Below are 23,915 nucleotides of genomic sequence, written 5' to 3' on the forward strand. Positions count from 1 at the left end.
CCAATAAAAAAGGCCGCAGCGGACTGCGGCCTTGCATCGGGCTTAGCGTATCGTCGTGCCGGGCGGCGTCAATGCACCATCACTGGCCGGTAGTCATGCTCTCGCGCCAATGAGAAGGCGAGTTTCTGGTCGCCGACCAGCGCAAGCTGCTGCCCTTCGGCATCGTGAACGGCATAGAGAAGCTCAAGCCCCTCGGCCTGATCGCGCACCTCGCGCGGCAGGTCGGCGACAGCGATGGTTTTGACATAGACCATACGGTCGTTTCCGTGGGTGATTGCGTCTTGCATGATGTTACCCCTTCTTGATCTTGATGGTTTGAACCACCGTTTCAGGCTTGGCGCGGGTCAGGTCGACATGCAGCAGACCATTCTCCATAACCGCCTCGCCCACATCGACCCCATCGGCCAGTACGAACGAGCGTTGGAATTGACGCGCGGCGATTCCACGGTGCAGAAACACCCGGTCTTCGCCATCGTCGGACTGACGCCCACGGATCACGAGCTGTCTATCCTCAACGGTTATCGACAGATCCTGTTCCGAAAAACCCGCTACCGCCAGCGTGATGCGATAGCTGTAGTCCGAGGTTTGTTCAATGTTGAACGGCGGATAACCTTCGTTTCCGGCCTTGGCGCTGCGTTCAAGCACCCGTTCCAATTGTTCAAACCCAAGCATATGCGGGTAAGAGGCAAGCGTTAATTTCGTCATGCGACACGTCCTTATCAGGTCAAGCGACAGTGTTTCACAGGCCCCGCAACCGGCAGCCCGTTGCATTGAATATGGGGGGGCTTGGGCAAGGGCGCAAGGGCTATGCCAAATGATCTCAACCGCTTATATTCAAGGTTCAGATGCCCAACGGAATCACCTGCCCATGAATGCCCCTACCGATCTGTCGATGAAAACGGACGAAGTGCTGCGTGTCGAGCTTGAGGTCTTTCGACGGGAACATCGCGATCTGGATGACGCCATCCATGCGCTGGTCGAACGCGGCACCGGAGATCAACTGACCCTGCAACGCCTCAAGAAACGCAAACTGCGCCTCAAGGATCTGATCGCCCAGATCGAAGACCGGCTGACGCCCGATATCATCGCCTGACCCATTATCCCCATGGCCCGCGGCAATCGGCGTTGCCAGATGGGCCGTGATGGGTATAGTGCGCGCTCTGATCCACCAAGAGAAGGCCCGCAGCAATGACCACGCCCCCGGTTGGCATCATCATGGGGTCCCAGTCCGACTGGGCCACCATGCGCGAAGCAGCAACCCTGCTGGACGAGCTTAACATCCCCTTCGAGGCGCGCATCGTTTCGGCCCATCGCACCCCGGACCGGCTCTGGGACTATGGCAAGACGGCGGTGGACCGGGGTTTGCAAGTCATCATCGCGGGCGCAGGCGGGGCGGCGCATTTGCCGGGCATGATGGCCTCCAAAACCCGGGTGCCGGTGATCGGTGTGCCGGTGCAGACCAAGGCGCTGTCGGGGGTGGATTCGCTCTATTCCATCCTGCAAATGCCACGCGGCTTCCCGGTCGCGACCATGGCCATCGGTGCCGCAGGCGCAGCCAATGCCGCCCTGATGGCGGCGGGCATCCTTGCGCTGCAAGACCCGGAACTGGCCAAGCGGCTGGACGATTGGCGCGATGCGCTCAGCGCTTCGATCCCCGAGGTGCCGCATGACTGAACCCCTGCAAACCGGCGCCACCATCGGCATTCTGGGCGGCGGCCAATTGGGCCGCATGCTCTCCGTCGCCGCCGCGCGGCTTGGCTTTCGCACCCATATATTCGAGCCGGGCGCCAACCCGCCCGCCGCCGATGTGGCCCATGCGGTGACCACCGCCCCCTATGACGACCACAAGGCGCTGGAGGCTTTCGCCCGTGCCTGTGACATCGTCACCTTCGAGTTTGAGAACATCCCCACCGAAGCGCTCGACGTGGTCGAGGCGATCACCCCGCTGCGCCCAGGCCGCGAGGCGCTGCGCATTTCCCAAGATCGGCTGACCGAGAAAACCTTCCTCGGCGACCTTGGCCTGCGCGTGGCCCCTTTCGCCGATGTGACCGACGTCGCCAGCCTGAAGGCCGCCGTGGCCCAGATCGGCACGCCTGCGATCCTCAAAACCCGCCGTTTCGGCTATGACGGCAAAGGCCAAGCGCGACTGAAAGACGATGCCGACCTCGACGCCGCTTGGGCCGAGATGAACGGTGCGCCTTCCGTGCTCGAAGGTTTCGTGAACTTCAGTGCCGAAATCTCTGTCATCGCCGCGCGCAGTGCCACGGGCGAGGTTGCCTGTTTCGACCCTGGTGAGAATGTCCACCGCGATGGCATCCTGTACACCACCACCGTGCCCGCCAAGATCAGCAATGCACAGCGCACCGACGCAGTGCTGCTTGCCGGTCGCGTGCTGAACGCACTGGATTACGTGGGCGTTATGGGGGTCGAGCTTTTCGTCACGCCGCAGGGGCTGATCGTGAATGAGATCGCTCCGCGGGTGCACAACTCTGGCCATTGGACCCAGAACGGCTGCACCATCGACCAGTTCGAGCAGCATATCCGCGCCGTGGCCGGGTGGCCCTTGGGCGATGGGCAGCGCTATGCAGATGTGGTGATGACCAACCTCATCGGCGATGACATGGACCGCGTGCCCGAACTGGCCCGCGCCCGCGACACGGCGCTGCATCTCTACGGCAAGGCCGAGGTCAAGCCGGGCCGCAAGATGGGTCATGTAAACCAGATCACCCGCGGCTGAGGTCAGCCGAAGAACCGATCCGCCACCGCGCCGGACATGAAGCTCACCCGCCCCGCCGCGAAAGTGGCGGCGACGCGCCCCGTGGCCTTGTCCAAGACGACGATATCGGCGCGTTTGCCCGGCGCGAGCGTGCCGCGATCCGTAAGCCCCAAGACCTGCGCCGGCCCGGATGAGACCAACGCCCAAGCGCCCGCAAGGTCCAGCAATCCGCTCTGCGCCAGCATCAAGGCGGCGCGGCGCGGCGAAGGGTAATGGTAATCCGACGCCAACGCGTGACAAAGCCCCATGGTGATCAGGTCCAGCGCCGAAAGGTTGCCATTATGCGACCCGCCGCGCACCACATTGGGCGCGCCCATGATGACCGCATCCCCCGCCCCATGCGCGGCCTCGGCGGCCTCCTGCGTCTCGGGGAATTCCGCCAGCGTCACGCCCCGCGCCCGCCAAAGGGCGCGGCCCTCGGCGGTTTGGTCATCATGGCTGCCCATTTTAACGCCACGCTGCGCCAGTTCCGCGCAGAGTCGGTCCAAGGCCGCGGGCACCTCATCGCGCCGCGCGTGCATCTCTTGCATCTGTGCCAAATGTCTCTCCGGGCTGCGCCCGGCCTTCAGCGCCTGCCCGACCAGCCGTTTTGGGGTCTTGCCCGCCGCCAAACGATCATGCGGCAGGTGATCGTTGAACACCACATAGCCCACGCCCCAATCCGCCATGCGCTGCGGCAGGCTGTCGTAAAGGTCGAGCATATGGGTCTCGAACCGAAGCTGCGGGCGGATGTCGGTGACCAATTCCGGCGCGGTGTCGCGGATGCCGCTAAAGACCTGATCGGCGAACGCGAGCCCCCGCAGCCCGCCTTCCCAGCTGACGAATTGCGCCAAAACCGCGGTGGTCATGCCATTCGCCGCAAGCTCCGCCTCCGCCGCGACCAACCCTTCGGACAGTTGCTTCATCGCCCCGCGACGTGGAGCCAGATGCCGCTCGAACGCGTCGCCATGCAGATCGACGATCCCCGGCAAGACTTGAAAGCCGGTCAGATCGACAGGCCGCCCGACCGGGGCATCGGCAATCACCCCGTCGGCAAAAGAGAGCGGCGCGCGGCTCAGCCCCTCGGGGTGAAGCACCTCCGCATTGACGAGATCAAGGTTTGGCATCGTCCCCTCCCACCCCCGGCAGGCAGCCCGCTTCCGGGCAGCCGATCGCATTCAGGACGCCATCGATAAAAGTCATCGACCGATCAAAACTGCCGGTTTTCAAGAAGGCCATCGTCTGGGCGATAACGCGCGGGTTGTTCATCATGAAGGTATGGGTCACCGGCAGGACGATATGATCTTTCATCCCCGCCACACGGGTCGAGGCGACCGAGACCTTCCCGTCATCCGGCCCCGGCAAAAGGCTCGAAAAATAGGGGTTGAGCGACTGTGAGCCGGCAATCACGCCCAATTCGAAAGGGACCGGCGGCAATTGGTTCGGCAAGGCCGCATCATCGGTGCCGATCTCGGCCCCGGCGGGCCCGTTCAACCATTCGAACGCAGGGTTCTCGACCAATTCGTCCACCACCTCGCTGCCGTGATTGGGCGGCCCCAGCATCACTACGCGCCCGACCCGGTCGGCACCGGCCTCGGCCACCCATTTGCGCACCAAAATACCGCCCATGGAATGAGTCACGAAATCGATCTGCGCAGTGCCGCAGGCCTCAATTGCGCGCGGCAGGGTCTGTTTCGCCAATTCCGCGATATTGGCCTCAGTCGAAGGGTAGCCCGGGCGCACCACGCGGTAGCCTTCGGCGGCCAAGGCGGCTTCCATCACGGCAAAAGACATCTCGGTCCTAGCCAGCCCATGGAGCAAAACCACACAGCGCCCCGCTGCGTTTTCGGCCGCGGCAGGCAGGGGGATCGCCAAGCAGATCGCGGCAATCAGCAGAGTGAAAAATCTCATCATGCCCCCCAGATAGACTGATTGCCCCGACTGTGAAATGGTCTTGGCGCGTTACCTGACGAAAGTATGCCGATGCCCCGACCCTGCCCCCGATTGGCCGCCCGCGCCGTGCTGCTGCACGAAGGCCGGCTGCTGCTGGTCAACGCCTATGCCGATGATCGGCTGGGCCTGATGTGCGCCCCCGGCGGTGGGGTGGAGGCCGGCGCCTCCCTCCCCGATAACCTGCGCCGCGAGGTCTTTGAGGAAACGGGCCTCACGATCTCTGTCGGCGCGCCCTGTTTGGTCAATGAGTTCCATGACCCCGGCGGCGATTTCCATCAGGTGGATATCTATTTCAGATGCCACATCCTCGGATCCGCCCAAATCGCCCCCGATTGGCAAGACCGAGAGGCCATCGTCACGCGGCATCGATGGGTCACCCAAGCGGAACTGGCACAAGTCCCCCACAAGCCCGATAGCCTCGGCACAGTTGCCTTTGGCCCGACGGAGGCGGCGATCACCTACGATCCTTTGGAGCCGATTTTGCGCTGATCGCCCAAGCGATCCCGCCCAGAACCAAGGCCGTCGCGATGATCAGCGTCAGGCTCAGCGGCTCACCCAAGAGCAGCGCCCCGGCGAGGATGGCGATGATCGGCACGCTTAGCTGCGCCACCGCCGCCGTGCCCCCGTCGATCCGCGTCAGCACCGCATACCACAGGGCATAGCCAAGCCCCGAGGTCACCCCGCCGCAAAGCGCGCCCAATAAAAGCCCCGTCAGGCTGAAATGCGCCCCCGCAAAAGCTGGCAGGATGAGCATGAACGGCAAACAGAGCAAAAAGTTCGCCGAAGTTGCCGCCAGCGGATCGCCCGATGTGCGACCGATGATCGTATAGGCGGCCCAGCCGATCCCCGCCAGAACCATCAGCCCGGCGCCGATTGGATCCGTGGAACCCTGCCCATCTGGCCAGAGGACCAAAACCAACCCCGCAAAAGCCGCCGCAGCCCCTGTAATCTGCCGCGCGGTGGGCGCCGCGCCGGCCAAAGCGGCGTAGGTGAACATGGTAATCTGCACCACACCAAAAAGGATGAGCGCCCCGAGCCCCGCATCCAACGTCAGATACGCCAGACTGAACCCGATCATATAGACAGCGAGGCTCACGGCTCCGCCGATCCTGTTGCGCCGCAAAAGCGGCAACCGTCCACCCCGCAGCGCAACCAAGACGGCCAAAACCAATGCCCCCGCACCGACCCGCACAAGGGCAAAGCCCGCCGGATCGATATGCCCGCCGTCCATCGCCATTCGGGTCAAAATTGAGTTCGCCGCAAAAGCGCACATGGTGAGGACGGAAAGAAGGAAAAGCTGCATGACCTCTCGCTTAGCCTCACTCTCGAGCCGCGCCAAGCGCGGAATGCCTTTGGCACAAGGTTCTAACTGGGACGTGATGATCTCCTCCTTCGCATTGAATGCTGTGGTGAGATAAGGCGGTACGCGCGCTGCAATTCGATAGTGGCGGCAGAGGGGTTCCTTGGCTCCCCGGGGTTTCACCTATGCTATGTCATAGCCACGCCCTCCAAACGCACGGATACAGTCGCACCGCGCCCAGCACCGGTGGATACCAAACAGGCATGGCCCGCATAAGCCGCTGCGATTTTGCGAACCAAGGCCAGCCCCAAGCCCGACCCTTCAACCTCATCGCGCGACCGCAAAGTGGTCATCGGCTGGAAGACACGCTCATGATAACGCGACGGTATTCCCGGCCCATCATCGGAAACGGTGAGCATCATGGCCTCCCCTTCGTTTTTTACCACTACCTCGACCCGCCCGGAAAACCGATCATGATGCTTGAGCGCGTTTCCAATCAACGCCACGAAAAGCCAGTGCAGGTCCTGATCGTCAACGACGAAAGAGTCGCACCCGAAATGATGATCAACCCGGAAACCACTAGGCAGCCCGACTTCCTTTACCGCGGCATCAAAAGCCTGACGAACCTCAAGCACAGTCGCATTGCCCCCCCTTCCGGCGCGCGAGTATTGAAGCAAGTCGACTAGCATTCGATCCAACCGCCGCGCGTGCCGCTTCAACAAGGCGATGGAACTGTGGACCGAAGCGCTTACCTCCAGTCCCGCCTCCTCAATATCCTCGGCGATCCATTCAGGCAGTTCCAACAACGCGCGAATGGAGCCGCGCAGATCGTGACTTACCAGATGGATAAACTCCTCTGCATCAGGCCCGAGAGGCTGCGGCTCTTCGCGCGAAGGTAACTCATGGTCGGCAGGTAACCTTAACAGCCGCTGCGTCATATCGCGACCTCCCTGCGATCAGCGCATGAGCAAAACGCCCTGCTAACCCGAATTAAAACTAAAAGTTCCATCAAGCGATATCCCGTAGCAATCGACGCGCATTGGGCGGATATTTCGCTCGCAGGCGCGCCCACCTTTGTATTTGCCTTTCGCGTCCAACCCGGCTGGTGATCAACTGCCATTGCTTTGCCACCCTGGTCAGGGCCATTTTCGGCGAAACCTCACCCTGAAGCGCCTTATCCAATCCCCTTCCCAATGTTTGGAAATACTCTGATTGCCCTTTCAAATAGAAATCGGGAATCGCCCCTTTAAGCGCCGCGCGATGCACCTCAAGAAAAGACTTTGAATAGGCCGCTTCCACGCCCCGGTCACTGTAGTGCTCATTACGAAAAGGGTCGAAAAACCCGTCCGGCTGCCGAACGGCAAGTGTCGACATTGCTGGCGTGACCGCGAAGAGGGCGAATAGATAGGCGAGTTCTTTCTGGGTCGATGCCGCGCTGATCACAAAGCTCCATCCCCAATTGAAATAGGGGATTTCGAGCAGTTCCTCCCCCACCTGCCCTCCGGGGGTTGGCCCGTAAACCATCCGTCCGCGCATCAATGATCGAGGGGAGTTAAGGTATTTCTGCGTTCCGCCCCAGCCGATATTGCAATAGACATCACCCTTCGCGTAACGCGCCCAATTTCCAAACAGCCCCAGGCTCGAAGTTTCGGGGGCAAGGCAGTCCGTGATCGCAATCAACTCTTCCAGCGCCGCGACACCCGCGTCATCTGCAATTTGCGGCGTCATATCGGGGGACAGAGGCCAATAGCCCTTGGCGTGAAACCGCACCCACCATTCCCATGCGAGATACCCCGGCGTGCGGAACAACAATCCGCCATATCGACCGGCCTCTGGTGCATGAAAGAACCGGATTTGCCGGTCCAGTTCCTGCCAAGTTTCTGGCTGAACAAGTGGATAGCCGAAACGATCGGCGTAGCGCGCTTGGTCATGCGGATCGCGCAGCATCTCGCGATGGTAGAACATCAAATAGGCGTCGCCATCCGTTTGAAATCCATAGGTTTTACCGTCGAACTTGTCCCCTTCTTGATAAAGCATAGGGTCGCGAAACCCCGGCGGTTCATAGCGTGCGGCGAAGCCATCCAAAGCATGGACCGCCCCTGCGGCCACCAGATCTGCAAGACCAAACGTCGCGGGCAAAGCAACATCATATCGCGCCTCCCCGAGCACACTATTAAGCATCAGTTCCGCGTTGATCTGATCTACATGCACTTCTTGTAGGTCGACCGCGACCCCGGTCCGTTCTGTAAAGGCTTTTGCAACCGGCGCGAGATTGGCCCGCGACCCTTCAGGCAATAGCACCGAAAGCGTCTTGGCGTTTCCCCCCAATTCGCGGGCCTGCGCGGTCACCTTTATATCGATCGCCTCACCGAATGCCGGAGCGGCGATCAGCGTGCTCAGACCGGCGCCCAATCCGATTGAAACCGTTCGCCTTGTTAACCTGCGGCCGCCTGACACGATTCGATCCTCCAATACGCCGGGGCATGACCCCTTCCCGCTGTCGTGGCGCTGGTTTTAGGGCGACGGCGATTAACATTGCGTTAATCGGTCACGGCTATTCACAAGGCATGAAAACGATGCCCCCCCTTTGGCGCCTCCTGCAGCTTTTCGGCAGCCGCATCAGCACCCGTCTCCGGGCCGCTTTTCTGCTCGTTGCGGGCATCATCGGCCTAGCGGGGTGGGTTGCTACGGGGCAAATGCGCGCTGTGTTGGCCAGTCATGCTCATCTAAGCCAATCGGCGCTACCGATGTTGGGCGTCTCCCAGCAGATCGAGCACTCTTTGAATGGTGTATTTCTTTCGATTGAGCAGTTAAATCAGAAAGGTACCACCGCTTCGCCATCAGTACTTGGGCAGGAAATCGAGACAAAAATCAGCGAAGTCTCCAAACTTCTAGATGACTTATCGACGTCCGAGATCGCGCCTCCCTTAGCCGCCCGGCTGGAACAGCGTCTGCAGATGGCACGGCGTGCGACGGATGCGACAGTAGTCAGCCTTCAAGAGATGCGGCGCGCCGAGGCGCAAATCGTCTCAACCCTCGATCTTGTCGAGCAAATTCAAGAGCAAAGTCACCTCATTATCGACGATCTGGCCTATCGGCTTTCTAGGCAAACCGAAGCTTTGCTGGCCGAAGCCCTTAGGACTTCGGGTTCCGGCCAGCTTCAAAATCCTACGTCCCGCTTTCCCGAATTGTTGTTAAGTGCGGTCAATTTGAATGACATTCAGCTCAGTCTCGACACGCTCATCAATATCGTCATATCGCAAGGGCTACAGAACCAACCCCTTCAACTCGCGCGCGCGAAACTGCTTGTCGACGAACATTTTCAGGATACCATAACCCGCTTACCGCGCATTCACGATACAGCCAGCAGGCGGTCACTTGCCCGCCAAATTGACGCGTTGCGCGACCTGCTGCTGCGTCCCAAAACAGGGTTCTTTGCCCATACAACGGCCCGCCTGCGGTTTCACAATAGCTTCGAAAGGCTGCAAGCCGAACATCTCCCCATGATCGTGGAAATTTCCGATATCTCCTCCGATCTGACCCAAAACACCCTAGAGCGGGTGGATGCTGCGACGCAGGCCCTGCGTGATACCATCAACCAGGTCATTTGGACCGTGGGCCTCACCATGGCCTGCGCCTTTCTCGTGATTGCAATGACCAACGGCTTGGTTATCGAACGGCAGTTTAACCGCCGCATCAGACGCTTGACCGATTCCGTGACCGCGATCGCTCGGGGGGATCTCGACCATCCGATTACCGTGAGAGGGCGGGACGAACTTGGAGAGATGGCGCGCGCATTGACCGTCTTCCGCACCACGGCGGAGGAGCTGCGGCGCTCGAATATCGAGTTGGAGAAATTCGCCTATGTCGCTGCGCACGACCTGCGGTCGCCCCTCCGGGCGGTGCATGAATTGAGCCTTTGGGTGCTGGAGGATGAAGACAACGCGCTGAGCGCCGAAAGCCGAAGCTATTTGCTGATGTCTCAACAGCGGATCGACCGGCTAAACCGTCTTTTGGCCGATCTTTTGGACTACGCTCGCGCAGGGCAGGACCAACCTGCGTCGGAGCCCGTGCATCTTGGCCGCTTGGTGACGGAGCTCGCTCGCTACATCGATACCGAAGGCCGTTTCAAAATCACCTTTACCGGGGCGGAACAGGTCGTCGACGCGCAGCTCACACCCTTGCAGCAAATCTTGGGCAATCTCATCTCGAACGCCATCAAACACCATGACCGGGATCATGGGACGATCCATATCAGTGCACAACGGCGGCAGAACCACCTTATCTTGACCGTCCGCGATGATGGGCCGGGTATAGAGCTTCGACATCAGCAAAAGATATTTGAACTCTTTCAAACCCTTAAACCCCGCGATGAGGTTGAGGGGAGCGGCTTGGGCCTCGCCATCGTAAGCAAGCTTGCGGCCCACCAAAAAGGCAAGGTCACGCTATTTTCCGACCCTGACAAAGGGCGCGGCGCGACCTTTGTGGTTGAGCTTCCACTGGCACCACAAGCACATCAATCTCTGCCCGTGGCGGCCGCGGCGTGACAGCAGTCGGAAAGGAATATCGGATGAAAACGACGCCCGCGAAATTTCTTATCGTCGATGACGACAAAGTCAGCGTGATGGCCATGCAACGGGCAATGCGCAAGTTGAAGATCGTCAATGAGACGGCGGTTTGCCATGACGGCCAGCAGGCGCTTGAGTTTCTGGCGGAGGAGGTGAAGCGGCACGGGCGATTGCCGCCTTACATCATCACGCTCGACCTCAATATGCCGCGCATGGGCGGGCTTGAGTTCTTGGAGGTCGTTCGGGCCGATCCCGCCTTGGAGCGTATGGTGGTCTTCGTCTTCACGACCTCCGATATGCCCACGGATGTGCAATCGGCCTATAGCAAAAATGTCGCAGGCTATATCGTGAAGGAGAACCCGTCAGAGACCTTTGCAAATGCGCTCGACATGCTGAACACCTACGCGCGGATCGTGGAGCTGCCCAGTTAGCCCGATGAGAACCGGATAACCGCCAGTCAAAGCCTCGCCCGAAACGAAAAGAGGCGCGCCATTGCTGGCGCGCCTCCGGAACCTTAGCCGAAAGGGCTGGCTTACATCATGCCGCCCATGCCGCCCATGTCGGGCATGCCGCCTGCGGGGGCTGCGCCCTCTTTGGCGGGCTTGTCGGCAACCATCGCTTCGGTGGTGATCAGCAGACCTGCGATCGAAGCTGCGTCTTGCAGTGCGGTGCGCACCACTTTCGCCGGGTCGATGACGCCGAAGGAGAACATGTCGCCATATTCCTCGGTCTGTGCGTTGAAGCCGAACTTCAGGTCGTCGCTTTCGCGGATTTTGCCGGCCACAACGGAACCGTCCACACCAGCGTTCTCAGCGATCTGACGCAGCGGTGCTTCCAGCGCCTTACGGACGATGGAGATACCGACGTTCTGGTCATTGTTGTCGCCTGTGAGGCCTTCCAGCTTCTTGGCGCCTTGAACCAGAGCCACACCACCGCCAACGACGATGCCTTCTTGAACAGCGGCACGTGTCGCGTTCAGGGCGTCATCGACGCGGTCCTTGCGCTCTTTCACTTCGACTTCGGTCATGCCGCCAACGCGGATCACGGCAACACCGCCTGCCAGTTTGGCAACGCGTTCTTGCAGCTTCTCACGGTCGTAGTCGGAGGTGGTCTCTTCGATCTGGTTGCGGATCTGAGCCACGCGGGCTTCGATCTCGGCCTTCTCGCCAGCGCCGTCAACAACGGTGGTCTCGTCTTTGGTGATCGACACTTTCTTGGCCGAACCCAGCATGTCCATGGTCACGGACTCGAGCTTCATGCCGAGGTCTTCGGAGATCACTTGACCACCGGTCAGGATCGCGAGGTCTTGCAGCATCGCTTTGCGACGGTCACCGAAGCCCGGTGCCTTCACAGCAGCAATTTTCAGACCGCCACGCAGCTTGTTCACGACGAGGGTTGCCAGGGCTTCGCCCTCGACGTCTTCGGCGATGATCAGAAGCGGCTTCTGGGACTGGATGACCTGCTCGAGCAGCGGCACCATCGGCTGAAGGCTCGACAGTTTCTTCTCGTGCAGCAGGATGATCGCGTCTTCCAGCTCGACAGTCATCTTGTCGGAGTTGGTGACGAAATAGGGGCTCAGGTAGCCACGGTCGAACTGCATGCCTTCGACGACATCGGTCTCGGTTTCCAGACCTTTGTTCTCTTCGACGGTGATCACACCTTCGTTGCCGACTTTCTGCATCGCGTCCGCGATCTGGCGGCCGATTTCACGCTCGCCGTTGGCGGAGATGGTGCCAACCTGCGCGACTTCGTCGCTGTCGGACACGTCGCGTGCGGCGGCTTTGATCGCGTCGACGACCTTGGCAGTCGCCAGATCGATGCCGCGCTTGAGGTCCATCGGGTTCATGCCAGCGGCAACCGATTTCATGCCTTCGCGCACGATGGCTTGGGCCAGAACGGTCGCGGTGGTGGTGCCGTCGCCGGCTTCGTCGTTGGTCCGGGAAGCGACTTCCTTGACCATCTGCGCGCCCATGTTCTCGAACTTGTCTTCCAGTTCGATTTCCTTCGCCACGGATACACCGTCTTTGGTGATGCGCGGTGCGCCGAAGGATTTGTCCAGAACCACGTTCCGGCCTTTGGGGCCGAGTGTGACTTTCACCGCATCGGCAAGGATGTTCACACCCTTGAGCATCCGGTTGCGGGCGTCGGTGTCAAATTTGACGTCCTTAGCAGCCATGTTGTCTTCTCCTAAAATCTTGGATTTGATGTGAGCGTCGTCAGGGTTCGGCAAGCCAAGTGGCTTACGCGATGATCCCCATGATGTCGCTTTCTTTCATCATCAGCATTTCTTCGCCGTCGACGGTGACCTCTGTGCCGGACCACTTGCCGAACAGGATTTTGTCGCCGGGTGCGACGGCCATTTCGATCAGCTCGCCGTTGTCTTTGCGGGCGCCAGTGCCGACAGCCACGACTTCACCTTCGGAAGGCTTTTCCTTGGCGGAATCGGGGATGATCAGCCCGCCGGCGGTTTTCTCTTCGCTTTCTGTGCGCTTGACCAGCACACGGTCATGAAGCGGTTTCAATGCCATCTTTGCAGCTCCTTAAGGCTCAAAGTTACTCTTCCAAGCCACCCCCTCCGGGCGAGGGGTGCAGCCGTTAGCACTCGACCCATATGAGTGATAACGATGCATAGCTAAGGAGCGGCCCGCGGCCTGTCAACAACGGCGTTGAAAAATTTTGAGCGCATTGGAACCATTATTCGGCCCCTAAAATGCGCCCCGCAGTCGCGACAGCCTCGGCCCCCTTTGGGGTCAGCCCGTATATGCCTTTGTCGACCTTTTCAAACCAACCATAGTGATCGTCCCGCATCATGCGGGTCGCCGCCGAGACGCCAGTCGCCCGGGCCACATCCGCGCCTTTGCTGGCGCCCGCTTCGAAGAGGTAGACCGCGAGCTTCAGCGCATCCTGTCGGTAAGCCGTCACCAGCCCCGCGCGGGTTTGGCCGCCGTCGTTCGGATCCCCCTGCCGCCGGGCAAACTCTCGCAAGAGCAACGCCGCCCGTTTGGCATTCTTGCGCGGCGCATAGGGGCCAGGATCGCAATGCACCTCGACCAGCCCATCCGACAGCCGCACGGTGATCAGCCCCAGCCCCAGCCGCCGGGCCAGCGTGACGTTGTCCTTCACCGCCTTGGCAAAGCGCTTTCCCGGTTGGCGCGCCACGGCAAGGTAGACATCATCCGCCACTTTCAGCCGCGCCAGACATTGATGAAACAGCGCCAGCGAAAAGCCGAGCTTCAACTCGACCACCACCGGCGGCTCGGCTCCGCGCACGGCCACCACATCCGCCGCGCCGACCTCGGCCTTCACGATATAGCCCTGATCCTCAAGGAAGGCTTTGATCGGCGGGTAAAGGTCGGTTTCGCGCGGATTGCTCATGGCGCGCAACTTGCCCCATCGCGCGGCGCTATGCAAAGGGCGGCACCGGCTGAAAGTGCCGCGCAATGCCGCATTGCAGCGCGCGCAGGTGACAAGCCTATTCAACCTGCTATAAGGCGCGCAAATCCACCCGAACAGACAGGACCGCCCCATGACAACGCTTGTTTTTGGCCATAAATCCCCCGACACCGACAGCACCGGCAGCCCGATCGTTTGGGCGTGGTATCTCAATGAGATCAAAGGCATCCCCGCCAAACCCGTCCTGCTGGGCGAGCCGAATACCGAAGCGCTGTTCATGCTCGACAAATGGGACCTCCAAAAGCCCGAGATCCTGACCGAGCTTGAGGCCGACACCAAGGTTGTCATCGTCGACACCAACAACCCCGCCGAACTGCCCGACAACATCAATGACGCCGATATCACCGGCATCATCGACCACCACCGTCTGGTGGCAGGGCTTGAGACACGCGGCCCGATCGAGATCAACATCCAGCCGCTCGCCTGCACCGCGACGATCATGTACAAGATGATCGGCAAGGATTGGGCGCAGGCCCCGCGCGGGGTAAAGGCCGCGGCCCTGTCCTGCATCCTGTCGGACACGCTTGAGTTCCGCAGCCCCACCACCACCCAAGAAGACCGCGCCATCGCCCATGACATCGCGCAGGATCTCGGCGTCGATATCACGGATTATGCGACCGAAATGTTCGCCGCGAAATCCGATGTCTCTGCCTTCAGCGAAGCGGAACTGCTGCGCATGGACAGCAAGGGCTTTGACCTTGACGGCACCAACCTGCGCGTGAGCGTGTTGGAAACCACCTCCCCCGCGCCGCTGTTGGAGCGTAAGGACGCGCTGATGGCCGAGATGCCCAAAGTGGCCGAAGCCGACGGTGCCGCGCAGGTGCTTTTGTTCATCGTCGACATTCTGAAAGAAGAGGCGACCCTCTTGGTGCCCAACGACATGGTCAAACATATTGCCGAGCAGAGCTTTGGCGCTGAGGTCTCCGGCGACACGGTCGTGCTGCCCGGTGTGATGAGCCGTAAAAAGCAGATCATCCCGAACCTCAAGATGTAAGCCAATCGGGCGGGCCCAGTGCCCGCCCTCACTTTTTGAAAGGCCGCCCCATGACCCGCATTATCTCTGCTCTGCCCGAAGTATCCGATCAATATGACGCGCTTTTCGTCGATCTTTGGGGCTGTGTGCATGACGGGCGCAAAGCGCTGCCCGCGGCGGTGGCGGCCTTGCAGGCCTATCGCAAGACCGGCGGCAAGGTCGTCTTGGTCACCAACTCCCCCCGCCCCCGTGATGGCGTGGAGAAACAGTTGCAGCAATTCGGCGTGCCGCAAGACGCATGGGACAGCATCGCCACCTCCGGCGATTCCGCGCGGTCGGCGATGTTCCGAGGGGTCGTGGGCGAAAAGGTCTGGTTCATCGGCCATCCCGGTGAGCGCAAGTTTTTCGAGCCGCTAACGATCCTGAAAGACCCGGTTGAGATCGAGACCGTCCCGCTGGCGCAGGCCGAGGGCATCGTCTGCACCGGCCCCGTCGATGCCATGGCCGACCCGGAAGTCATGCGCCCCGAGTTTGAGCAGGCCATCGCCCGCGGGCTGAAGCTGCTCTGCGCCAACCCCGATATCGTGGTCGACCGGGGCGAGGTGCGCGAATGGTGTGCCGGGGCGCTGGCTGCGCTATATACGGAAATGGGGGGCGAAAGCCTCTATTTCGGCAAGCCCCACGCCCCGATCTATGACCTCGCCCGCCGCCGTCTTCCCGCGCTTGAGGTCGACATCCCCGACAATCGCATCCTTGCCATCGGCGATGGCATCCTGACGGATGTCAAAGGCGCGATGGACGAAGGCATCGATTCGCTCTTCATCACCGGCGGACTGGCCGCCGCGGAAACCGCCACGACCGAGCAGCCCGACGAAGCCAAACTCCGCGCCTATCTCGACCGCGAAGCATCGGCCCCGACCTATGCCATCGGATTCTTGCGCTAACCCAGAAAGAGCTTGATTTTCTGCAGCCGCGAAGTAATAAAGTTGCATCTCGGCGCAGCCTAGCGTCACTTTGTTACCAAGGAGCCGTCATGTTGGACAATATGCCACGCGGGACGATCTGCATCGAAGATATCGAAATCGGCATGTCGCGCCATCTGCGCAAAGTCGTGACCGATATGGATATCGAACTTTTCGCGCAGGTCTCGACCGACCGCAACCCGGTGCATCTGGATGACGACTATGCCCGCGAGACGATATTCGAGGGGCGCATCGCCCATGGGATGCTGACCGCCGGGCTGATCTCGGCGGTGATCGGGGAACAGCTGCCCGGCCATGGCACGATCTACCTTGGGCAATCGCTCAAATTCCTCGGCCCCGTGCGCCCCGGCGATATGGTGCTGGCCGAAGTCACCGTGACCGACATGGACATCGCCAAACGCCGCGTGAAAATGGACTGCCGCTGTACGGTCGACGGCAAACCCGTGCTGGCCGGAGAGGCCACGGTGCTCGCGCCCTCGGCCAAGCTCGACTAAGCAGGCGGTTTTCGCCGCCTGTGCATCTTGCTCTCGCCCCGCAGCACGGCTAGGCAAGGCGCATGCGGATCATCCGAGATTATCAATTCGTCGACCTGCCAGATCGCGGCGCCACCGCCGCGATCGGTAATTTTGATGGCGTGCACCTTGGCCACCGGTCGGTGATCGAACTGGCGCAGCAGGCGGCCCCCGCCGCGCCGCTCGGCGTCGTCACCTTTGAGCCGCATCCCCGCGAATACTTCGCCCCCGACGCCCCGCCCTTTCGCCTGATGGGCCGCGAGGCCCGCGCGCATCGGCTTGAAAAAATAGGCGTCAAACGGCTCTATGAACTGGCCTTCAACAGCACGCTGGCGGGCCTCTCGCCCGAGGCTTTTGCCCGCGACGTGCTGCATGAAGGGCTGGGGCTGGCCCATGTGGTCGTCGGCGCTGACTTCTGCTTTGGCAAGGGCCGCGAAGGCACGGCTGAGGATCTGGTTCGCTTCGGCGCGCAATATGGCTTTGGCGTCACCATCGCCCCGCTGATGGCCCGCGATGAGCTGACCGTGTCGTCGACCGCCATCCGCGAAGCACTGACCCGCGGCGCGCCCCGCGAAGCAGCCGCCATGCTGGGCCATTGGCACCGCATTGACGGGCCGGTGATCTCGGGCGAGCAGCGTGGCCGCGAGCTGGGCTTTCCCACCGCGAATATGTCCATCGACGGTCTGCACCCGCCCGCCTTCGGCGTCTACGCCGTGCTGGTCGACGTGCTGGAGGGGCCGCATAAGGGCAGCTACCACGGGGCGGCCAGCATCGGCACCCGCCCGATGTTCGGTGAGAACAAAGCCAATATCGAGACCTATGTCTTTGACTTCAAAGGCGACCTTTATGGCGCGCCGCTCTCGGTCGGGCTGGTCGAACATCTGCGCGGCGAAGAGAAGTTTGACAGCCTCGATGCGCTGATCACCCAGATGGGGCAGGACTGCGACCGCGCCCGGACCATTCTGGCGGCGTTATGAGCGATCCGATCCCCCGCAAGGGCCTGACCCCGAAGTTCTGGGAGAAGAAAGCCCTGACGGAGATGTCCCAGACCGAATGGGAAGCGCTCTGCGACGGTTGCGGCAAATGCTGCCTAAACAAGCTAGAAGACGAGGACAGCGGCGAAGTGGCCCTGACCCGCGTCGCCTGCCGCCTGCTCGACGACAGCACTTGCCGGTGCGTGCACTACGAAAACCGGCACGAGTTCGTGCCCGACTGCATCGTGCTGCGCCCCGACAACCTCGATACCCACGCCTATTGGATGCCCCAGACCTGCGCTTACCGCCTGCTGTGGGAGGGCAAACCGCTGCCTGAATGGCACCCCCTGCTGACCAGCACCCCCGACAGCGTGCATGACGCCGGGGTCAGCGTGCAATTTGATACCGTGTCCGAATTTGATACCCCGTTCGAAGAATGGGAAGACCATATTATCGAGGAGCCCACCTGATGTTTTTCGCCTCTGACAACGCCGGCCCCGTCCACCCCAAGGTGATGGAGCGCGTGATCGCCGCCAATACGGACTACGCGATGCCCTACGGCAAAGACCCGATCATGGATGAGGTCCGCGACCAAATCAGGCAGCAGTTCGAGGCGCCAGAGGCCGAGGTCTACCTCGTTGCCACCGGCACCGCGGCCAATGCGCTGGCGCTGGCCTGCTACACCCAGCCGTGGCAGACGATCTTTTGCGCCAAGGTCGCGCATATCGAAGAGGATGAGTGCAACGCGCCCGAGTTCTACGCCGGGGCGGCCAAGCTGACGCTGGTAGAGACCGAAGACAAGATGACCCCAGAGGCCCTGCGCCGGGCCATCGTCGCGCGGATGGCGGGCGACGTGCACACGCCGCAACGCGGACCGGTGTCGATCACGCAGGTGACGGAACGCGGCGGGGTGCACAGCCTTGAAGAGTTGCGGGCGCTGACCGCGGTGGCCAAGGAATACGACCTGCCCGTCCATATGGACGGCGCGCGTTTTGCCAATGCGCTGGTGGCACTGGGCTGCACCCCGGCTGAGATGACGTGGAAAGCGGGCGTCGATGTGGTGAGCTTTGGCGGCACCAAGAACGGCTGCATGGGTGTCGAAGCCGTGGTTTTCTTCGACCCTAAGAAGGCGTGGGAATTCGAGTTGCGCCGCAAACGCGGCGCGCATCTCTTCTCCAAACATCGGTATCTCTCGGCCCAGATGGCGGGCTACCTTGCGGATGGCACATGGTTGGAAACGGCCAAGGCGGCCAATGCTAATGCGGCCCATCTTGCCCAAGGGCTGCGCGCGGCGGGGGCGGAATTCCTGCATGAACCTGCGGCGAACATGATCTTCGCCCGCTTCCCCCGCGCCATCCACCGCAAGCTGCATGAAGCTGGTGCGCGCTATTATCTGTGGGACGGCACGCTGGACGGCGATGATGATGAGATGGTCGCGGCGCGGATGGTCTGCGACTGGTCGATCAGCCGTGAGCAGATCGACCAGTTCCTGAGCCAGTTCTAAACGCTCACGCCAGCGGCACGTCGTTCAGGAAATCACGGATCGCTTCGGCGACCTCGGCGGCATGGGTGATGGGCACCATATGCCCTGCCCCCTCGACCGAGACGCGCCGCGCGTCCGGCAAGCGGCGCAACAGTGACGCGTTGATCGCATGGGCCGCTTTGGGAGAGGCGCTGCCTTCGACCAAAAGCGCGGGCATCGACGCACGCTCGAACATGCCCGGTGCCAGCAAGCCAGCGCTGTCCTCCCCCAAGAAGGGCGAAGAGGCGGGGATGAAGCCGATGCGATCGACCATATAGGCGCGGGTCGGCTCGGGGATTTGATCCCATTTCGTGCCATCGCCCCAAACCCGGTTGAAGAGCCGCGCGGCGGTTTCCGCGTCGCCTTCGGCCAAAGCCGCCTCAAAGGCCGCGTTCTGTTCGTTGTATTCGGCCATCGCCTCGGGGTCATCCTGTTTGGCGGCGGCGAAATAGACCGGCTCGATCAGTGTGATGCTGCGCACCAGTTCGGGATGTTCAATCGCCAACCGCATCGCCACCGTCGCGCCAAAGGAATGGCCAATCAGGTCCATCGGCGCTTCGAGCAGGCTCAGTGCCATCTCTGTCGCCACGTCGTGGATATTCCCCTGCCCGTCCCAATCGCCCGACCGCCCGTGCATCGGCAGATCGAAGGCGCGGAGGGTCAGCTCATCCGACAGCGCGGCCCCGATGCCCCGCCACGCGCCGGAATGCGCCAGCGAGCAATGGATCGCCAAGGCCGGGCGCGGGCCGTGACCAAAACGGCGCGCGTTAATCTCTGGAATCACAGCTTGCCCCCGAGGTGCAGATCGAGGTCTTCCAAACGGTCCTGCCCCCAGAATTTCTGATCGCCGACGATATAGAACGGCGCGCCAAAGACACCCTGCGCCACAGCCTCTTCAAGGTTCGCGGCATAGGTCTCGGCGCCTTGCAGCAACCCGCTGTCGGCCAGAGCCGGATCGAACCCCGCCTCACTCAGACAGGCGCGGACCACATCGTCATGGCCGATGTCCTTTTCCTCGGCCCAGACGGCGCGGGTGATGGCATGGGTCAGCTTGCCCAAATCGCCCCCGCCCGCGTTCTGCGCCGCGATCACCGCATAGGCCGCAGGCGCGCCATTCGTCGGCCAATGCGCGGGCTTGAGGTTGAAGGGCAGGCCCAGCTTGCGCGCCTGCCGCGGCAGGTCTTGGGCGCGGTATTCATTCCGGCTGGGGTGACGCTCTGCCGGGGGCAGCCCGCCGGTACGCGGGAAAGCCGCCACGATGTCGAAAGGTTTGTAAACGATCTCGGCCCCGTGCTTTTCAGCAATCGCCTCAAGCCGATTCCCGGCGAGGTAGCAATAGGGTGACAGCGTTGCGAAAAAATAGTCGATCCGGGCCATTTGGCTCTCCTTCGGGGGCGGTGCAGCTTTGCCCGACCGTAAGCGCATGCTAAGCGGTGTCAACGTCACGAATCTGCAACCTACCGCTGCCCCGGAGCCCCTATGCCACGCACTTCAGAACCTAAACTGATCTCAGGCAATGCCAATATGCCGCTTGCCAAGGCCATCGCGCGGCGCATGTCGCTGCATCGCGGCGTCAATGTCGGCCTTGTCGATGCACGGGTCGAACGGTTCAACGACGGCGAGATTTTCGTCGAGGTCTATGAGAACGTGCGCGGCGAGGATATGTTCATCATCCAGCCCACGTCGAACCCCGCGAACGACAACCTGATGGAACTGATGATCATGGCCGATGCGCTGCGCCGGTCCTCGGCCGCGCGGGTCACTGCGGTGCTGCCCTACTTCGGCTACGCCCGTCAGGACCGCCGGACCAAGGCCCGCACGCCGATCACCGCCAAGATGGTCGCCAACATGCTGACCGGCAGCGGGATCGAGCGGATCCTGACCATGGACCTGCACGCCGCGCAGATCCAAGGTTTCTTCGACATTCCGGTCGACAACCTCTACGCCTCCCCGATCTTTGCGCTGGATATCAAGGACGCTTTCAAAGACCGTATGGATGAGCTGATGGTCGTCAGCCCCGACGTTGGCGGCGTGGCCCGCGCGCGTGAACTTGCCAAGCGGATCAACTCCCCCCTGTCGATCGTCGACAAACGCCGCGAGAAAGCGGGCGAAGTGGCCGAGATGACCGTGATCGGCGATGTGAAGGGCAAGACCTGCCTGATCGTGGACGACATCTGCGACACCGCGGGCACGCTCTGCAAAGCCGCCGAAGTGCTGTTGGAGAACGGCGCCAAGGAGGTACACTCCTACATCACCCACGGCGTCATGTCCGGCCCGGCGGTTGAACGTGTGGCCAATTCGGTCATGAAATCGCTGGTCATCACCGACAGCATCGCGCCGACCCCCGCGGTCAAGAAAGCGCCGAACATCCGCATCGTGCCCACCGCGCCGATGTTTGCCCAAGCGATCCTGAACATCTGGAACGGCACCTCCGTCTCCTCTCTGTTCGAGGCGGAAACGCTGGGCCCGATCTATGACGGGATGTATGCCGCGAGCTAAGCCGCGTGCTGTGATCTAGGGCCGGCCCCAGCGGGCCGCCCACGCCTTCTAGGCCCCTCCCCGAGAGCGCCGGGCCTAGCCGATGACCCAGTCATCCTCCTCCCCCAGCGATCCAATCGCCGTCCAAGCCAGCCGCGCACGCGCGACGCGGGTGTCGCCCCATGTGCGGAACACCATGTCAAAGCCCGTGTCCGTCACTGCCTCGGCGCCGATATCGGCGCGGGTGACGGTGCTGGCGTCGATGTCCCAAAGGGACATGCTCACCTGAACATGCGGCGGCTCTCGGAAAGGTTCGGAAAAATTGATCCGGCGGCGGCGTTCACGCTGGCCATGACCCGTCCACATCGAACCGCCGTCTTCGAACTCTGAAAACAGCATGACATCGCCATTATCCACGCCGATGGTATGGCTGCGCAGTCGTTTCATATCCCTAGCCTGCCCGCTTTTTTGTTCACTGCACAATGATGCCGCAGCAGCGAGAGGCAGAAAAGCAAAAAGCCCCGCCGAAGCGGGGCTTTTCACGAATTTTCAACGCATTACAGGTTAGGCTGCTTGCTCGACAACCCGATGTGATCACCAACGGCAACCATATCGGAGAGCAGCTTGGCGGCGTCGTCCACGGGACCGGGCTCATTCTCCCAGTTGTCCTTGGCGCGGGTGTAGACGGCATGCGCCTCTGCCACCATGCTGTCCATCTGCTCCTGCGTCATGTCGGCACGCGCCACGGCACGTTCCGCCAGCACAGACACGCCGCCCTGACCGCCGATTTCGGCGAAGCCGCCGGTCACGACGTATTCGGTCGTGCCCTCCGGCCCTTCCACGCGCAGAAGGCCCGGACGCAGGGTGGTGATGGTGGGCGCATGATCGGCCATGGCCGTCATGTCACCCTCGGTGCCCGGAATCTGCACGGCCGTCACCTGCATCGATGCCAGCCGCCGTTCCGGCGAAACGAGGTCGAATTGCATTGTGTCTGCCATTGTCAGCGCTCCTTAAGCGGCGTCTGCCGCCATTTTCTCGGCTTTCGCCTTCACTTCGTCGATGCCACCAACCATGTAGAAGGCACCTTCGGGCAGGTGGTCATACTCACCGGCAACCACGGCCTTGAAGGAGGCGATGGTTTCTTCCAGCGGCACCTGAACGCCGTCGGAGCCTGTGAAGACTTTCGCCACGTCGAAAGGCTGGCTGAGGAAACGCTCGATCTTACGGGCGCGGGCCACGGTCAGCTTGTCCTCTTCGCTCAACTCGTCCATGCCGAGAATGGCGATGATGTCCTGAAGCGATTTGTAGCGCTGAAGCACCTGCTGCACGTCCGTCGCCACCTTGTAGTGCTCGTCGCCGATGATCAGCGGGTCAAGCAGACGCGAGGTGGAGCCGAGCGGGTCAACCGCAGGGTAGATGCCCTTTTCCGAGATCGAACGGTCGAGAACCGTTGTCGCGTCGAGGTGCGCAAAGGAGGTCGCCGGCGCGGGGTCGGTAAGGTCGTCCGCGGGAACGTAGACGGCCTGAACCGAGGTGATCGAGCCATTCTTGGTCGAAGCAATACGCTCCTGCATGACGCCCATGTCGGTCGCCAGTGTCGGCTGGTAGCCCACGGCCGAAGGAATACGGCCCAGAAGGGCGGACACTTCGGAACCGGCCTGCGTGAAGCGGAAGATGTTGTCAACGAAGAACAGAACGTCGGAACCGGATTCGTCGCGGAACTGCTCGGCCAGTGTCAGGCCGGTCAGGGCGATCCGCATACGCGCACCCGGAGGCTCGTTCATCTGGCCGTAGACCAGCGCAATTTTCGAATCCACGAGGTTGTCGGGAACGATAACGCCGGATTCGATCATCTCGTGGTAGAGGTCGTTGCCCTCACGGGTCCGCTCACCCACGCCCGCGAACACCGAGAGACCCGAGTGCACTTTGGCGATGTTGTTGATCAGTTCCATGATCAGAACGGTCTTGCCCACACCGGCACCGCCGAAGAGGCCAATTTTACCACCCTTGGTGTAGGGGGCCAGCAGGTCGATGACCTTGATGCCGGTGACGAGGATTTCGGTCTCGGTCGACTGGGCCGCGAACTCGGGCGCTTCGCCGTGAATGGCGCGGGAGTTGTCCGCGTTGACCGGGCCTTGCTCGTCCACGGCTTCGCCGGTGACGTTCATGATGCGGCCCAGGGTCGCGTTGCCGACGGGCACGCGGATCTGGTCGCCCGTGTCAGTCACGTCCTGACCGCGGACCAGACCTTCGGTGGCGTCCATCGCAATGGCACGCACGGTGTTTTCGCCAAGGTGCTGCGCCACTTCGAGAACCAGCGTCTTGCCTTGGTTCTCGGTGTGGAGCGCGTTGAGAATCTCGGGCAGGTCGCCCTCGAATTGAACGTCAACGACAGCGCCGATGACCTGTGTAATTTTACCGACAGCTTTTGCCATGTCGTGTCT

28 protein-coding genes are annotated in these 23,915 nt (G+C 61.6%); 13 read left to right on the forward strand and 15 right to left on the reverse strand.

From position 1 onward, the window contains the following. Window positions 1-68: 68 nt before the first annotated feature. Both ACGYK2_RS07345 and ACGYK2_RS07350 read right to left on the reverse strand, forming a co-directional pair. Window positions 69-287, reverse strand: coding sequence for a DUF1150 family protein (locus ACGYK2_RS07345; protein WP_007119022.1), 219 nt, complete (start codon window positions 285-287; stop codon window positions 69-71). A 4-nt stretch (window positions 288-291) separates the two neighbouring features. Continuing rightward, a complete protein-coding gene (locus ACGYK2_RS07350) occupies window positions 292-705 on the reverse strand; it encodes an Hsp20 family protein (protein ID WP_067267324.1) in 414 nt (137 codons plus the stop codon). A 163-nt stretch (window positions 706-868) separates the two neighbouring features. Between ACGYK2_RS07350 and ACGYK2_RS07355 the strand changes: the two genes are divergently transcribed. The 3 genes from ACGYK2_RS07355 to ACGYK2_RS07365 all read left to right on the forward strand — a co-directional run bounded on the left by ACGYK2_RS07355 (window position 869) and on the right by ACGYK2_RS07365 (window position 2,737). Then, window positions 869-1,093, forward strand: a complete 225-nt coding sequence (locus ACGYK2_RS07355; protein WP_067267347.1) for a YdcH family protein — start codon at window positions 869-871, stop codon at window positions 1,091-1,093. A 95-nt stretch (window positions 1,094-1,188) separates the two neighbouring features. Beyond that, window positions 1,189-1,674, forward strand: coding sequence for a 5-(carboxyamino)imidazole ribonucleotide mutase (gene purE, locus ACGYK2_RS07360; RefSeq protein WP_209218256.1), 486 nt, complete (start codon window positions 1,189-1,191; stop codon window positions 1,672-1,674). Beyond that, window positions 1,667-2,737 carry a 5-(carboxyamino)imidazole ribonucleotide synthase gene (locus tag ACGYK2_RS07365; RefSeq protein WP_271688149.1) on the forward strand — a complete coding sequence of 357 codons (1,071 nt, stop codon included), beginning with the start codon at window positions 1,667-1,669 and terminating at the stop codon, window positions 2,735-2,737. The genes purE and ACGYK2_RS07365 overlap by 8 nt, the downstream gene beginning before the upstream one ends. A 2-nt stretch (window positions 2,738-2,739) precedes the next feature. On the opposite strand, the gene ACGYK2_RS07370 is transcribed toward ACGYK2_RS07365, so the two are convergent. Both ACGYK2_RS07370 and ACGYK2_RS07375 read right to left on the reverse strand, forming a co-directional pair. Beyond that, the gene (locus ACGYK2_RS07370) at window positions 2,740-3,882 is read right to left on the reverse strand and encodes an alpha-D-ribose 1-methylphosphonate 5-triphosphate diphosphatase (protein WP_271688150.1); all 1,143 of its coding nucleotides are present in this window, start codon (window positions 3,880-3,882) and stop codon (window positions 2,740-2,742) included. Continuing rightward, a complete protein-coding gene (locus ACGYK2_RS07375) occupies window positions 3,869-4,666 on the reverse strand; it encodes an alpha/beta fold hydrolase (protein ID WP_271688151.1) in 798 nt (265 codons plus the stop codon). Before ACGYK2_RS07375 ends, ACGYK2_RS07370 begins: the two co-directional genes overlap by 14 nt. Window positions 4,667-4,732: 66 nt before the next feature. Here ACGYK2_RS07375 and ACGYK2_RS07380 point away from each other — a divergent pair, with 66 nt between their 5' ends. Beyond that, window positions 4,733-5,197 (forward strand): NUDIX domain-containing protein, encoded by a 465-nt coding sequence (locus ACGYK2_RS07380; RefSeq protein WP_271688153.1) that lies wholly within the window; start codon window positions 4,733-4,735, stop codon window positions 5,195-5,197. On the opposite strand, the gene ACGYK2_RS07385 is transcribed toward ACGYK2_RS07380, so the two are convergent. The 3 genes from ACGYK2_RS07385 to ACGYK2_RS07395 all read right to left on the reverse strand — a co-directional run bounded on the left by ACGYK2_RS07385 (window position 5,163) and on the right by ACGYK2_RS07395 (window position 8,465). Further along, the gene (locus ACGYK2_RS07385; RefSeq protein WP_271688154.1) at window positions 5,163-6,011 is read right to left on the reverse strand and encodes a DMT family transporter; all 849 of its coding nucleotides are present in this window, start codon (window positions 6,009-6,011) and stop codon (window positions 5,163-5,165) included. The two genes, ACGYK2_RS07380 and ACGYK2_RS07385, sit on opposite strands and share 35 nt — an antisense overlap. A gap of 185 nt (window positions 6,012-6,196) precedes the next feature. Further along, window positions 6,197-6,946 (reverse strand): ATP-binding protein, encoded by a 750-nt coding sequence (locus ACGYK2_RS07390; protein WP_271688155.1) that lies wholly within the window; start codon window positions 6,944-6,946, stop codon window positions 6,197-6,199. A gap of 70 nt (window positions 6,947-7,016) precedes the next feature. Continuing rightward, on the reverse strand, window positions 7,017-8,465 hold the full coding sequence (locus tag ACGYK2_RS07395; RefSeq protein ID WP_271688156.1) for an extracellular solute-binding protein: 1,449 nt from the start codon (window positions 8,463-8,465) through the stop codon (window positions 7,017-7,019). 26 nt (window positions 8,466-8,491) lie between these two features. Here ACGYK2_RS07395 and ACGYK2_RS07400 point away from each other — a divergent pair, with 26 nt between their 5' ends. Both ACGYK2_RS07400 and ACGYK2_RS07405 read left to right on the forward strand, forming a co-directional pair. Further along, complete coding sequence (locus ACGYK2_RS07400) at window positions 8,492-10,555, forward strand: ATP-binding protein (RefSeq protein ID WP_276154874.1); 2,064 nt, start codon at window positions 8,492-8,494, stop codon at window positions 10,553-10,555. Window positions 10,556-10,578: 23 nt separating this feature from the next. Beyond that, complete coding sequence (locus tag ACGYK2_RS07405) at window positions 10,579-11,007, forward strand: response regulator (RefSeq protein ID WP_067267334.1); 429 nt, start codon at window positions 10,579-10,581, stop codon at window positions 11,005-11,007. 101 nt (window positions 11,008-11,108) lie between these two features. Here ACGYK2_RS07405 and groL read toward each other — a convergent pair whose 3' ends face one another. From groL to ACGYK2_RS07420, 3 genes are all read right to left on the reverse strand, one after another. After that, complete coding sequence (gene groL / locus ACGYK2_RS07410; protein ID WP_067267336.1) at window positions 11,109-12,752, reverse strand: chaperonin GroEL; 1,644 nt, start codon at window positions 12,750-12,752, stop codon at window positions 11,109-11,111. 64 nt (window positions 12,753-12,816) lie between these two features. Then, window positions 12,817-13,104 carry a co-chaperone GroES gene (gene groES, locus ACGYK2_RS07415; protein ID WP_067267338.1) on the reverse strand — a complete coding sequence of 96 codons (288 nt, stop codon included), beginning with the start codon at window positions 13,102-13,104 and terminating at the stop codon, window positions 12,817-12,819. 166 nt (window positions 13,105-13,270) lie between these two features. Continuing rightward, entirely contained in the window at window positions 13,271-13,951 is a 681-nt protein-coding gene (locus tag ACGYK2_RS07420; RefSeq protein WP_271688162.1) for a DUF2161 domain-containing phosphodiesterase, read from the reverse strand. A 151-nt stretch (window positions 13,952-14,102) separates the two neighbouring features. Between ACGYK2_RS07420 and ACGYK2_RS07425 the strand changes: the two genes are divergently transcribed. The 6 genes from ACGYK2_RS07425 to ACGYK2_RS07450 all read left to right on the forward strand — a co-directional run bounded on the left by ACGYK2_RS07425 (window position 14,103) and on the right by ACGYK2_RS07450 (window position 18,975). Next, window positions 14,103-15,023 (forward strand): manganese-dependent inorganic pyrophosphatase, encoded by a 921-nt coding sequence (locus ACGYK2_RS07425; protein ID WP_271688164.1) that lies wholly within the window; start codon window positions 14,103-14,105, stop codon window positions 15,021-15,023. A 50-nt stretch (window positions 15,024-15,073) separates the two neighbouring features. Then, window positions 15,074-15,946, forward strand: coding sequence for a TIGR01459 family HAD-type hydrolase (locus tag ACGYK2_RS07430; protein ID WP_271688165.1), 873 nt, complete (start codon window positions 15,074-15,076; stop codon window positions 15,944-15,946). Between the two features lie 89 nt (window positions 15,947-16,035). Further along, a complete protein-coding gene (locus tag ACGYK2_RS07435; RefSeq protein WP_067267345.1) occupies window positions 16,036-16,479 on the forward strand; it encodes a MaoC family dehydratase in 444 nt (147 codons plus the stop codon). Window positions 16,480-16,541: 62 nt separating this feature from the next. Then, a complete protein-coding gene (locus ACGYK2_RS07440) occupies window positions 16,542-17,474 on the forward strand; it encodes a bifunctional riboflavin kinase/FAD synthetase (RefSeq protein WP_271688168.1) in 933 nt (310 codons plus the stop codon). Beyond that, window positions 17,471-17,941 carry a YcgN family cysteine cluster protein gene (locus tag ACGYK2_RS07445; protein WP_271688169.1) on the forward strand — a complete coding sequence of 157 codons (471 nt, stop codon included), beginning with the start codon at window positions 17,471-17,473 and terminating at the stop codon, window positions 17,939-17,941. Before ACGYK2_RS07440 ends, ACGYK2_RS07445 begins: the two co-directional genes overlap by 4 nt. Beyond that, window positions 17,941-18,975, forward strand: a complete 1,035-nt coding sequence (locus tag ACGYK2_RS07450) for a low specificity L-threonine aldolase (RefSeq protein ID WP_271688170.1) — start codon at window positions 17,941-17,943, stop codon at window positions 18,973-18,975. The genes ACGYK2_RS07445 and ACGYK2_RS07450 overlap by 1 nt, the downstream gene beginning before the upstream one ends. Window positions 18,976-18,979: 4 nt before the next feature. On the opposite strand, the gene ACGYK2_RS07455 is transcribed toward ACGYK2_RS07450, so the two are convergent. Both ACGYK2_RS07455 and ACGYK2_RS07460 read right to left on the reverse strand, forming a co-directional pair. Then, entirely contained in the window at window positions 18,980-19,777 is a 798-nt protein-coding gene (locus ACGYK2_RS07455) for an alpha/beta fold hydrolase (RefSeq protein ID WP_271688171.1), read from the reverse strand. Beyond that, window positions 19,774-20,370, reverse strand: a complete 597-nt coding sequence (locus ACGYK2_RS07460; protein WP_067262740.1) for a 2-hydroxychromene-2-carboxylate isomerase — start codon at window positions 20,368-20,370, stop codon at window positions 19,774-19,776. The genes ACGYK2_RS07455 and ACGYK2_RS07460 overlap by 4 nt, the downstream gene beginning before the upstream one ends. 102 nt (window positions 20,371-20,472) lie before the next feature. On the opposite strand from ACGYK2_RS07460, the gene ACGYK2_RS07465 reads away from it, so the two are divergent. Continuing rightward, window positions 20,473-21,492: a ribose-phosphate pyrophosphokinase gene (locus ACGYK2_RS07465; RefSeq protein ID WP_067262737.1), complete on the forward strand. Its 1,020-nt coding sequence runs from the start codon at window positions 20,473-20,475 to the stop codon at window positions 21,490-21,492. Between the two features lie 75 nt (window positions 21,493-21,567). Here the strand turns inward: ACGYK2_RS07465 and ACGYK2_RS07470 are convergent, their stop codons facing one another. The 3 genes from ACGYK2_RS07470 to atpD form a co-directional block, all read right to left on the reverse strand. After that, a complete protein-coding gene (locus tag ACGYK2_RS07470; protein ID WP_271688174.1) occupies window positions 21,568-21,918 on the reverse strand; it encodes an H-type lectin domain-containing protein in 351 nt (116 codons plus the stop codon). Between the two features lie 110 nt (window positions 21,919-22,028). Beyond that, on the reverse strand, window positions 22,029-22,469 hold the full coding sequence (locus ACGYK2_RS07475; RefSeq protein ID WP_067262733.1) for a F0F1 ATP synthase subunit epsilon: 441 nt from the start codon (window positions 22,467-22,469) through the stop codon (window positions 22,029-22,031). Window positions 22,470-22,481: 12 nt separating this feature from the next. Further along, complete coding sequence (gene atpD / locus ACGYK2_RS07480) at window positions 22,482-23,906, reverse strand: F0F1 ATP synthase subunit beta (RefSeq protein ID WP_209218274.1); 1,425 nt, start codon at window positions 23,904-23,906, stop codon at window positions 22,482-22,484. Window positions 23,907-23,915: the final 9 nt, after the last annotated feature.

This window comes from Sulfitobacter sp. 1A10359 (assembly GCF_043558145.1).
Lineage (GTDB): Bacteria > Pseudomonadota > Alphaproteobacteria > Rhodobacterales > Rhodobacteraceae > Sulfitobacter > Sulfitobacter faviae.